This is a genomic window from Nostoc sp., from assembly GCF_036919615.1.
In the GTDB taxonomy this organism is placed as follows: Bacteria; Cyanobacteriota; Cyanobacteriia; order Cyanobacteriales; family Nostocaceae; genus Nostoc.
The window spans coordinates 1-12,599 of sequence record NZ_JBALCN010000057.1 but is presented as its reverse complement, the minus strand read 5'-3'; the positions used below and the strand labels follow the sequence as shown (position 1 = coordinate 12,599).

General features: G+C 42.3%; 7 protein-coding genes and 1 tRNA gene. 1 reads left to right on the top strand and 7 read right to left on the bottom strand.

The features are described from left to right. Positions 1 to 384 precede the first annotated feature (384 nt). The 6 genes from V7K48_RS17130 to V7K48_RS17105 form a co-directional block, all read right to left on the bottom strand. The gene (locus V7K48_RS17130) at positions 385 to 1,734 is read right to left on the bottom strand and encodes a cytochrome P450 (protein ID WP_335074456.1); all 1,350 of its coding nucleotides are present in this window, start codon (positions 1,732 to 1,734) and stop codon (positions 385 to 387) included. Positions 1,735 to 1,988: 254 nt separating this feature from the next. Continuing rightward, positions 1,989 to 2,183, bottom strand: coding sequence for a DUF433 domain-containing protein (locus V7K48_RS17125; protein ID WP_335074454.1), 195 nt, complete (start codon positions 2,181 to 2,183; stop codon positions 1,989 to 1,991). Between the two features lie 60 nt (positions 2,184 to 2,243). Then, positions 2,244 to 7,376: an nSTAND1 domain-containing NTPase gene (locus tag V7K48_RS17120; protein WP_335074452.1), complete on the bottom strand. Its 5,133-nt coding sequence runs from the start codon at positions 7,374 to 7,376 to the stop codon at positions 2,244 to 2,246. After that, entirely contained in the window at positions 7,346 to 8,683 is a 1,338-nt protein-coding gene (locus V7K48_RS17115) for a P-loop NTPase fold protein (RefSeq protein WP_335074450.1), read from the bottom strand. Before V7K48_RS17115 ends, V7K48_RS17120 begins: the two co-directional genes overlap by 31 nt. 1,071 nt (positions 8,684 to 9,754) lie before the next feature. Next, a tRNA-Arg gene (locus tag V7K48_RS17110) sits at positions 9,755 to 9,828 on the bottom strand. A gap of 33 nt (positions 9,829 to 9,861) precedes the next feature. Continuing rightward, positions 9,862 to 10,983 (bottom strand): tocopherol cyclase family protein, encoded by a 1,122-nt coding sequence (locus V7K48_RS17105; protein ID WP_335074448.1) that lies wholly within the window; start codon positions 10,981 to 10,983, stop codon positions 9,862 to 9,864. A 28-nt stretch (positions 10,984 to 11,011) separates the two neighbouring features. Here V7K48_RS17105 and V7K48_RS17100 point away from each other — a divergent pair, with 28 nt between their 5' ends. Then, entirely contained in the window at positions 11,012 to 11,629 is a 618-nt protein-coding gene (locus tag V7K48_RS17100; protein ID WP_335074446.1) for a J domain-containing protein, read from the top strand. A gap of 152 nt (positions 11,630 to 11,781) precedes the next feature. On the opposite strand, the gene V7K48_RS17095 is transcribed toward V7K48_RS17100, so the two are convergent. After that, a partial coding sequence (locus V7K48_RS17095; RefSeq protein WP_335074444.1) for a tetratricopeptide repeat protein occupies positions 11,782 to 12,599 on the bottom strand: 818 nt, incomplete at its 5' end.

Sequence of the window (12,599 nt, the reverse complement as noted above, 5' to 3'; positions counted from 1 at the left end):
GATATTCGCTTCTTATCCAATACGCTTGGGTTAAGCATTTTTTCTCTCTGTTTCCTCTGTCTTAAAGAGTGACGCTCCTGCGTTGCTAACGCTGCGCTAACAGATGCCTGCGGCGGGCTGCGCCAACAGCGGAAACCGCCGCTCCGACTTTTCACTGCGCCTCTGCAGTAGCCTGTGGCAAGCCCTTTGAGTGACGCTCGTTCCTCGTGCTAATGCTACGCTTTCAGGTCTGTGACTACTGTAGATGGCAAGGTTAAGAACCCTTCAAATCCTGTATCAACAATACATTCAATCTCTACTTCTGCACGTCCCAGAGGACAAATAATCACACCTATAGCAATCCGGAATCATTCGTGAGAAAATACGGAAAAGCGCATAAGTAGTTTAAATAGTATCCACCACAAGACTCATTTTTACTCCACCTTTAGGGGCTAATAAAAAACCTCGACGTGCTGGAGTAACAGGGGCTTTCTCCTCTAATTTCAACTGATAATTTAACAGAATCGTCGCCAGAATTAATTTCATTTCAAACAAAGCAAATACTTGACCTAGACATTGACGAGAACCTCCTCCAAAGGGCCAAAATTCATAAGATGAGTATTTCCGATTAATAAACCTTTCTGGTTGAAATTTCTCTGGTTGGGGATATAAATCTTCTCGACGATGAGTTAAATAAATACAAGGTGTCACATATGTTCCAGAAGCAACGTCATATCCCCTTAAATTCACAGAGCGTAGAGTAATTCTAGGAAAAGTGAAAAGAACTACAGGGTAAATCCGCAAAGTTTCTTGACAAACTGCTGTCAGATAAGGAAGTTGAGCAATGAGGAGCGGATCGGGAGTATTTAAACCTTGTAACTCATGCAACACTTTTTGATAGACTTCTGGTTGTTGATGAATCCAGTACAAAGCCCAAGCGATTGCAGTAGCAGTGGTTTCGTGACCAGCATTAAGTAAAGTTAAGAGGTTATCTCTTAATTCGGCATCACTCATGCTCTCTCCGTTTTCATATTTTGCTTTTATTAGCAAACTCAGAATATCAACACGACTTGTTTGCGCTTGTTGGCGATGCTCTAATATTTCCACCATCAGTTTTTCATCAATCTGTCGTCGCAAACGCAGATATCTTCCCCAAGGACTCCAAGCACCTAAATCCTTCTGTAAAGACGGAAGTAATAAAACACTGGCACTGAGTGGTGAACTAGTCAAACCCAGCCAAGTTGCCATTAAATTTTTCAGTTTTTCAAATCTTAATCCCTGATCAATACCAAAGACTACTTTTAAGATAATCGTCATGGTAATGTCTTCACTGAGATGACGAGCAATAAAGGTTTCACCTGGTTTGAGGTGTTGTACTACTTGTTGGGTAATCTCACAAATCTGTTGCCCATAATTGAGCATCTGTTCCCCATGAAACGGAGGCATGATTAGCTTTCGCTGACGCTGATGGCGTTCTCCATCTTGTACAATTAATGAGTTTTCTCCGAGTTGAGGTTTGAAGATTTCATTTGCAGCACCTGGAGCATCAAGAATTTTATTTGTGGGATTAAATAACTCTTGAAGATCCTGGGGATGACTAACAACTAAAGTTTCTAAATTACCAAAAGAATTAGTAAAAAAAAGTTCTCCATAATTTTTGGCACAACGATCCAAAAACTCTAATGGTTTTAGGGTCGATTCGATTTGTTGGATAAATTTAGGAGTTTTAAGTTTTTCAATTTGTTTAATTGTCATACTTACTGGCTACAGAAGTGATTATTACGATTTGCCAATCTAAATTTTCGTCTCCTAAAAACTTCAAGAAGCTTTCTCAATTGTTGGATAAACCACATCATAACGCAAAGCTTGAGCCGCAAATGCCAAAGCTGCTTTAATTCCTTCATCGCTAAGAGGATATCTGAAAAGTTTTTTTGTATACACCTAACCCTTGGAGATCCCCCTAAATCCCCCTTTTTAAGGGGGACTTTGAGACTCTTATTCCCCTTTTTTTAAGGGGGGTTAGGGGAGATCAACAAATATTTGATACTTCTCAGACATCCTCTAAGTCGCAGATGCGCTTCGAGTATTTGCTCAGATGTTTCACCCGCAGCAAGTTTTTCAAGAATTAACTCAACTGTAATACGAGTTCCTAAAATGACAGGTTTGCCCATAATTATTTTTGGATCGGATACGATTTTTTGCATGAATTAGGATTTTTTGGATAGATAATTAATATATATAACGCCTTTTATCATTCTTCTCCATCACTTACTAGAACACAAGGCCCGATCGCTGTTCATCACTTTCTGGTTAGTCTGCAAATAATCGTGTAGCAAATAGCAACCCCGTGCCAGTAAATTTTCGAGTTTGATATCTGCCAAATCTCGGAAAATTACTGTGCCATTACCACTACCCGCAGCCAAAGTTTTGTCGTCATGGCTGAAACTGACGCTGGTTAACTCATCCCGATCGCCTTTCAAAGCAATTAGCAATGTCCCTTCTCGGTTCCAAATCCTCACTTTGTCATCACTGCTAGCTGCCAGAGTCTTGCCATCGGGGCTAAAACTCACACTGATAAAACTATCACCATCTCCTGTGAGAGTATTTAGCAAATCACCATCCCGACTCCAAATCTTCACTGTGCTATCAATACTAACTGAGGCGATCGCCTGACTATCTGGTGACCAAGCAACCCCGTTTACCCGGCGGCTATGACCAGTTAAGGTGTATAGCAATTTACCCTCTACACTCCATATTTTCACGGTTTTGTCATCACTGGCTGAGGCTAGCAACTTGCCATCTGGGCTAAAGCTTACCCAATTCACCGCATCTTGATGTCCCTGCAAGGTGTTGAGCAGTTTACCGTTGCGACTCCAAAGCTTTACTGTTTTATCTTTACTAGCCGAGGCAATTACTTTACCATCAGGCGACCAAGCTACACCTAAGACAGCATCCTGATGACCCTGTAAGGTGTTGAGTAATTTACCGTCCTGACTCCAAAGCTTCACCGTTTTATCTTTACTAGCCGAAGCGATCGCTTTACCATCGGGGCTGAAACTAACTCCCCAAACTTGACCTTGATGCCCTGTAAATATACGGAGTAGTTTCCCATCTCGACTGAAAAGTTTTATAGTTTTGTCTCGATTTGCTGCTGCCAAGGTGCGATCATCTGGGCTAAAACTGATGCTAGTAACCCAGTCATCATTATCAGCTTTCGGCTTTCGCAGTAACACATCGTCCCAATGCCAGAGTTTAATAGTTTTGTCCCGACTAGCAGAAGCGAGGGTGCGACCGTCTGGGCTGAAACTGACGCTGTTAACCCAATTATTATGTCCCTTCAAGGTTCCGAGCAACACACCTTCAGAACTCCAGAGTTTGATTGTCTCATCGGTACTTGCAGAAGCGATCGTTTTACCATCACGGCTAAAACTGACGCTGGTGACTCCACCACTATGCCCCGATAAGGTTCGCAGTAGCTTCCCCTCCAGATTCCACAGTTTGATTGTCTGGTCTAAACTAGCAGAAGCGATCGCTTTCCCATCGGGTGACCAAGCTACACTTTTAACTGCATCATCATGTAAGAGCAAGGTTTTGAGCAGCTTGCCATCTCGACTCCATAATTTCACCGTCTTGTCAGCACTCCCAGAAGCAATAGTTTGACCATCAGGCGACCAAGCGACACTTAAGACTGCACCATCATGTCCCTGCAAGGTTTTGAGCAGCTTGTTATCCCGACTCCACAGTTTCACTGTCTTGTCTGTACTCGCCGAGGCAATAATCTGACCATCAGGGCTAAAACTGACACTATTCACTACACCCTGATGCCCTAATAGAGTAGCAAGCAGTTGACCCTCTCGACTCCAAAGTTTCACTGTCTTGTCTTGACTGGCGGAAGCAATGATTTGACCATCTGGGCTGAAACTGACGCTATTAACTACATCTTCATGCCCCAACAAGGTTTTGACCAAGCTACCATCAGGACGCCAAAGTTTGATTGTAGTATCCGCACTGGCTGAGGCAATTAAAGAGCGATCGGGGCTATATGTAACACTATTTACCCCAGATATATGCCCTTCCAAGCGGTTATACTCTCTTACCCCAGAAACTGCTTGATAAAGTGCCGTCTGTACTTCCTCTCTTGTATAGGAATCTACCCAGACTGTTTGTTGTAATTTTCTCGCCGCTTTTAAACCTTCTTTTAAAGCATCAATACCTTTTTGCGAGGCAAAAAGGGCTTCACTGGATACACTCAGGGTTTTAATTTCGCTATCTACTGCTGTTACTATGGAAACACTTAATCCTAATATGGCGAGAACAGAAACAGTCAGGGCAATTTTCAACGAATGATTTAATTGAGCTTCACTGAGCCTTTGTTTTTTTTGACTTTCTACAAGTTTAGCTGTTAACTCTTTTTCTTTGAGTTCGGCTCGCAATTGCTCAATTTCTAACTGACTCAATTCTTCCCGTTTGTGTAATTCTCTCAATTCTGTCAATAAGTCCAATCCCGATTGGGGATGAGGATCTACCAATTTTGATCGCTGCTTGTTTTGGCTAAGTTCGCTCTTAAGTCGCTCAATCTCAGCTTGACTTTGTTCTACTTTGTAGCGCAACTGATTTAGTTGTACCTGTAAGCTCGATTCTTGTTGTTGCAGGTAGCGAATTAAGTCTACTAAATAATCGTGAATCAGTTGATAGCGTTCTGGTACATCAGGAAATTGTACCACTAAACCAGAGCGCACTAAAATGTCTAATACTAACTCTAATTTGCCAGCATCTTCTAACTCTGCTAGCTGTGCTGCTAACTCAGCACGAGTTTTAAAAGGTCGGTTATTACTTTCATCTGTTAATAAGTATAAGACAAGTAAAGCGGCTCGTTCATTTTCTGGCCCGCAGTCTTTGATCAGTTCCTTAATATATCGCTCAATTAGTTTGTTGGGTCTATATGGCTGATATTCTTCTAATGTAGTAATGCGCTCATCTTGGATTTGCGCTCCCACAACTTGCAATTCAATGGGGCGGACTTCTCCAAATTCTGTTGATAAATCTTCGATTAAGGCATCAATTAAAGCAGGTTCTAAATTAAATTGCGATCGCTCCGTTAACTTTTGGATAATTGCTTTCGCATATTCTGGCGTAAAATTATTTAACTGGTAGCGAATATGCTTGTCGAGAATATTGTTGTTAATCGCTTCCAGTGCCGAAAGATGTTTAAAGTCTAATAACCGATGTAAATAATCTTCTCGCAAGGAAAGGATAACTTTGACAAAGGGTATTTTGAGACAGTCACTAATAAATTTATCAAATTCTTGCTTTTGATTGCGATCGCTATAACCAAAGAAAAATTCTTCAAATTGGTCAAAAATTAAAACTGTAATCAAATGGTTATCAGCATTTTCTTGGAGTTGTTGTAAAATTCTAACGATGGTAATAGGTGTGGCAGAGTAGGGCAAAGCTTCCGGTGCAATGGCTGCTTCTGGCTTAATATCAGCGTAGATGGCAAGGGATGCGTCACTAGACATCGCTTCACTCAAAGATTTCTCTAATTCCCGTACCCAATCGGTATAAACTTGTAGCACTACAGGTACAGCTATTTGATCGCCAATAGCTCGATTTTGCAATGCTGGAACTAAGCCCGCAGTCACGGTAGAACTTTTACCCACCCCTGACTGACCATGAATTACTGTCAGCTTTTGATCGGCGCGGCTAATTCTGCCAATTAAGTTATTAATATCACGCTCCCGACCAGAAGCAGCAATTTCTAAAGCAACGCTGCTACTCCCAGAAGATGACATCAATGCTGGGTTTGTCGCCTGTCTTTGCGGTTGTAAACGTCCTGCACCGATAAAAGCCCGAAAACCATACTGCTGCTCAACAGAACGCCGTTTCTGGCGAATGTAATAGGCTTCCAAATAGCGCCCTTCTTCAAAGTACAGCGATCGCAGTCTCCGCAATAGGCGAATATAACGATGGGCATCGTATTGATGGGTGCTGCTTTCTAAGGCTGCCGAAAGTTCTTTTGTCGCCTTGTCAAGGTATTCACGAGCTACTTCTAGCTCACCTAAATTTCGCTGTGCTTTCGCTAAAACTAAATAGTAAATCTGCCCTAATAATAATGGAAAGAAGCAGTTGTAAGGGTCGCTGTGCTTTTGCGCCTCAGCTAATTTCAGCAGTGATACGTGTGCTAATATACTCGCCTGTACCCACCGCGACTCCTGCACAGCCACTTGCGCCAGAAAACCGTAGTCACAAGCTAATTGGATTTGACTACCATAAGTTTGATGTAACTCCAGAGACTTTTGAGCAACAGTCTGCAATTCTTCCCACTCTTGCAGATATTCCAAAACCTCAGCCAGTTGATTAATAAATCCAGCAACTATATCTAAACGCCCAGCCACCTGCAAAACATTCAAGCACTGCTGAAAATAAGATTTAGCTGTGTACCAATGGCGGCGGTTTTCTGTTTGATTTTGCTCTGCAAAACGGCAATAACACAGCCCAATATAAAACAGTAAAACTCCCTGTCGCAGAAGTAGGGGAGATGGCGGGGATGGAGGAGATAGGGAAGAAAATACTTCTTCATCCCCCCCTGCTCCCCCTGCTCCCTCATCCCCTGTCTCCACCAACTTTTGCCAAACTTGCAAGCTTTGTTGAAAATGGCTTAAAGCTGTATTAATCCGATCGCTAATATAATTATCTAAACCAAAAACAAATTCTAAACTAGCGTGTAATTCTGGCTCTAAGGTAATACCACGATTGTGCAATTCTCTAATGGCAAAGTGAAGTTCATAGCTATGTTCCCAGACTTGCTCCACAGTGGAATAATGCTTTGCAACTTGAGGAGGTTGGTGTTGTGCAGCATCGGTTGATAACACTGTGGCAAACAAAGAGTCAGTTTCCTGTTGCAAAAATTGCAGCAATGACTGAGTTGTCATTTCAAACTGAATTGGTGTAGCTGCCCAACTAGCGAAATCTGGTGCTAAACGCGCTACTTTTTGCAATACTTCCTCATTCACCCACAAAATCATCGGAAATGGGTGGCGTTTGCGAAATTCATCACGAATATGATTGATAGACCTAAGTAGATCATCAAGTCCATCTACTGACTCTAAACCCAAGATCATCAACGCTGATGGCGGATTAGCTTCAGTTACCAGTTGTAAATGAATAGTTGTGTAAAGGCTTCTAGCATTATGGGGCAGAACTACCTTTTGAATTTGGTCTACTGCCGAAGAGAGTTCTTCGAGTTGTTGCAGCATTTGCTCTTGCAAAACTCGATAATTGCAGCACACCAAAACCAGGGAGAATTGACCGTTAGAAAGGGCAATTGCTCTCCCCAAACTCCGCAAAGCACGCTCGTTAGCTGCTGTTATATCTGCTTGTGGGTGTCGTTCAACCATGATTTAAATTTTTCTGTCTCTGCTAGAACTGGGTTGACGGCAAACCAAGCTCCCTGATGATCGCGGTATTCAAATACAAATAAACTTCGCAATAGGGTGTGGTATTCTATATCACCTCTGACCCTCTGCTGTTGCACTACCTGAAAAATTAATTCCCACTCATGGGGATCGATAGCGTTAGTTCGGTAATCCCGCTGTCTTTGAATCACCAGTTCGACACACTCCCGATCAAAAGGTGGATCTTGTTCTCGCAGACAGTCAAATAGTAACCCTAGCAAGTCGCGTACATGACCACCACTAATCAGGCACAACCGATCTAAGGTTTCCAGACTATCAAACACTTCTGTAATTAAGCCTAACCGATCGCTGGCCAAAATGTCTGGAAAAGCTCTAGCTAGCACCATTTGCCGCAACATTGTTAGCCCTTGAGGAAAAATCTCCCCAGAGCGCAGACGTACAGGTATCATCGGTAACACTTTGGGCGCGACTCCTCCTCCCAAACGATGCTGAAGTTCGGCACTATCATTGGAGAAAGTCAAGGCTAAGGGAATAGTGTAGACTACATGACAATTCAGTTTGCGTAACTGTTCACCGCGCTGAATAAATAAGTATTCTGGCAGCGATCGCCCCGATGGTAAAGGTCGAATTGCGACTCTATCTAGGTTATCAACAATCACTACCAGTCCTTTTTTACCCCTGGTTTTCAGTTCCTTGATGGCTCGTTCTAGCAATTCTTGATTAATTGACTGTAAAATATTTGCTGTTCGCGGTTCTAAATAATCTCTTAACCGCCGCCGCAATTGGGGACTTTCTTTAGTTTTAGCTGTAATTTTGGCAATTCCCACAGACAACTCTGCTTCTACCCCAAGGTCAATTGGCGTTTGCAAGAAATCGACAAGTTCACCAAACAACCTGGTAAAGTAGGTAGGTTTGAGCCTAATTTTCATCGCTTCTAGGCTTTCACTCACTTGCCCTGCGATCGCTAACAAAATATCAGTCACATCCACATCTGCCATTTCTAAGACATGGGTAGACTCAAAGTAAACTACATGAAATTGCTGCTCCTCTAACTCGGCTTTGAGGCGCAACAACTCCGTTGATTTTCCACAGCCGAGATGTCCTGTAAATAGCTGACAAGTTGGTGCATCCGGCGATATTCGAGCGATCGTGCGCTGCAAAGCCTCAATGATTTTACCACCCCGCACCGCAGCAAAATCGATATAGTACCTGCGATCGCTGGCATTTCCTATCATTAGAGGTCTGCTTGGATTGCAAGCCTGATAAAATCTTTCTAAATCTAGGAGCATAACTAATCGAGTTCACTCAGGAATAGGGATGACAAAATCTACTGAATAAATATATTGGTTTTAAGAAATTTCTGCCTTAATTTAAGTACATCTCACTTAAAATACTAACTAAATTAGCAGTATTCCGGATAATTGTTCATATCTAGGTTTCATCTAGCACAAGGCAATCCAGATATTTTATTTTAAATAAGCAGAAATACTACTAGAAGTAATACTTCCAAAAATTTCGGATACAAAATAAGTTTATCTTATCAATCATAAAAATATCTAATTCAAAAAAAGGTACTGTTAGGTACAATTTTGGAGTGTTTTTGAATATAGAGTTCTGTTACAGCAATTTTTAGGTAATTAAACCATACTGTCGGGGCGCACAGCTAGCTAGCTGTCATTGCTGTCAGCTTAAGTGAAAGTCAGTCTAGAACCAGCTTTTAGCGATTGTCTCGTCAAGAGTCTTTGACTGGGAATGAGTAATATCATGTCCGCCAAATTACCCATAATAAAAGAACCCCACCCCGCAAAAGCTACGCTTTAGCTCCCCTCCCCGCCTGCGGGGAGGGGTTGGGGGTGGGGTTCTTCGGAGTTTAATAAGCAATCAAGCAGACATGATATAATAGGGGGCTGCCGCCTCAAGACTTGCGGCAGAACCGCTATCAGGTTTGTTTCCAGCCTCTGACTGGAAACGAGGTTTTAAAAGGGTTTGCACTTAAGTTGACACCAATGGCTAGCTATGCGCCCTTAGCGGGGATTGTGGTTCACACATAGGATACTTTTACTGTTTTCCAGCGACTACGATAAAATCCCTATGACCTTCTATTAGTCAAGGAAGAGGAAAAAGGGCAGGGGGTTCTTAGCAGGGGAAGAACCCCCATAAATAAATTTAGTTGCTCTGAAAACTTGGACGTATTATTTAGGAATGTGTTGCAGCTCGAAATAAATGTTTATCTTTTGAGCATAAATAAATTTAGTTGCTCTGAAAAGACAGTTGGCAGTGGATTCGGTGAATCTTTCTCCCCAGCTAAGAGCTCCCCGCCCCCTGCCTCTTTAGTCAAGGTCTTAGAGATTTTTTGCTTACGGGACTGGTGCGACTTGAACGCACGACCTGACGCTTAGGAGGCGTCCGCTCTATCCAACTGAGCTACAACCCCAATTACGAAGCATATATAATCATAGCAGTATTTTTAGCGAGACTGCCAACAATTATCCCAAGACCCACCGCCTACTTCTAAACCACAAAGAAAACTTTCTGCTTTCAGGATTATTTGAGATTTTCTGCCATTTAATTCTCGTAACTCTAAATTTAACTTTCCTTGCATGGTGTCTCGGCAACAGTATCTTAAACCTTCTGCTGTGGGCGCACGTAGAGGTGTACCAGGTAAATGCGTAGTTCCTGTCAATTCAATTTCGTAATTAGAGTTACTAGCTCTCATTTGCCATCTGCCCCAAGGCTGAATTTCCCAGTTTACTTGGGAATTCCAGGGAACGAATTCATAAAACTTGCCTTGATAGTGCAACCCAATCATCGCTACAGATTCCATCCACCACAGCACACCCCGCCGTCCCCCGCCAGCAGTTAATGCTAAGTCGGGTTCGCCCTCAAAGGAATCACAATTTATCCAAAACCATTTTTGGGGAAAAGCACCACCCCAATTTTTCTCGCCGTAGGCTGGGGCGTTGGTGAATTCGTAGATTTTGCCATTCCAGTCAATCTTCCCACTGGCTAAACCGTGAGCCATCAAAATTTGCCATCCGGGTTCAAAAATCTGCAAGAATGACAGCCAGCCTGCGGTTGATTGCTGAATGCTATTTTGATTGCCCCAACCGTATACTGGTTGAATCTCATACTGCCAACGGCAATAATTATTGGTGGCACGTTCGCCCTTGGCGTTGGCGAAGCCATCGCGAATTATTCCCTGATTCAAGGTGGCTGTGGCTTGATAACCCTCTTGAACATGATACTCAAACTCTGCTGGCAGGAGGTATAAAGGAGAAACTTGCAAATCCGTTTTACCCCAATGACCTAAACCCAGGACATCTCGACTACCCCAAAATTTCTTTACATCAGGAAAAGTACGGCATAAATACTCATCATCTGGGCCGAGGATTTGGGCTGCACCGCCGCTATAGGGTTTACCGCCGATGGGGTCTTCAATGGAGTACATAAAGGCGAATGTTTGCCTAATTTCCGGCAAAGTGACGCGGTAATACCAGCCTTCAAAGAAGCGGCGACTACTACCATCCCAGTGATAACCAGAATGGGGGGTTTGACTTAATTGAAGGAGATTTAGGGGAATAGTTAACATAGATTTACATAGTTGCCTATTTCTCAGTATGCACGATGACCTTGATCTCAATCATGCTTATGAAATTCTTGAGTTGGAACCTGGTGCGTCGCCAGCACAGGTGAAGCGAGCTTACCGTCAACTGGTGAAAATTTGGCATCCTGATCGCTTTCTTGATCAAAAGCAAAAACAGGAAGCTGAGGAAAAAATCAAATCAATCAACGCAGCTTATAACAAGCTCAAATCTGAAAGTCCATCTGAGCCTCTCACTAGTGAAAATCCATCTTCATCTTCATCTTCGCCGACAAATCCCACAAAAATATCTGTCAATCGTTGGGATGCAGAAACATTCTATACTTGGGGAGTAGAAAATGCTACAGAAGGAAGATATGAGGATGCGATCGCAGATTTTACCCACGCAATTCGTCTCAATCCTCACTATATTGACGCATATAAATATCGTGGGCTAGTTTGCTCACAACTCGGATACGAATATAGAGCTGCTTCAGATTTAAATAAAGCTGCACAAATAGAACAAGAGTTAAGAAATCCGGGCGCTGCACGGACATCAGGCTCACCTAGTGCTGTATCAAAGCCTAGACCTCTGGTAAAAAGATTTTGTGAGCGGATAAAAAGGTTACTGCGGCTAAATCGGCGTTGGAGATAAGAACTGCTATAGTTTAAGACGCTTCAGATGGCGACACCATACCGCCAGTGCTGTTTACCCTTCTTGCGCAATAATGGCTTTTTCTCCTGGCGATCGCATGGGGAACATGAATGAAGCGAGAAAAGTTTGAGACTCTGATTACACGTTTTGAGCTATTTCGGGGACAACTCTTGAAGTTGCTGTTCGGCTTCTCGGCTTAATTCAATATTATCTTTTAATTCCAGGACTTTCTTGAAGTCTTCTACAGCTTTATCTTTACGACCTTTATTTTTGTAAGCATATCCCCGATTGGTGTAGGCATATGTGTACTTTGGATTTAGCCTAATTGCTTCATTATAATCTTTAATTGCTAGTTCATAATCATCCTTGTTATTGTTAGCATTTCCCCGACTAGAGTAAGCATTTCCCCGACCGTTATAGGCATATGCGTACTTTGAATTTATTCTAATTGCTTCATTAAAATCTTTAATTGCTAGCTTATAATCATCCTTGTTATTGTTAGTATTTCCCCGACTGGAGTAAGCATTTCCCCGACCAATGTAGGCATATGCGTACTTTGAATTTAGTCTAATTGCTTCATTAAAATCTTTAATTGCTAGCTCATAATCATCCTTATTATTGTTAGCATCTCCCCAACTGGAGTAAGCATTTCCCCGACCAATGTAGGCATATGCGTACTTTGAATTTATTCTAATTGCTTCATTAAAATCTTTAATTGCTAGCTCATAATCATCCTTATTATTGTTAGCATCTCCCCGACTGGAGTAAGCATTTCCCCGACCAATGTAGGCATATGCGTACTTTGAATTTAGTCTAATTGCTTCATTAAAATCTTTAATTGCTAGCTTATAATCATCCTTGTTATTGTTAGTATTTCCCCGACTGGAGTAAGCATTTCCCCGACCAATGTAGGCATATGCGTACTTTGAATTTAGTCTAATTGCTTCATTAAAATCTTTAATTGCTAGCT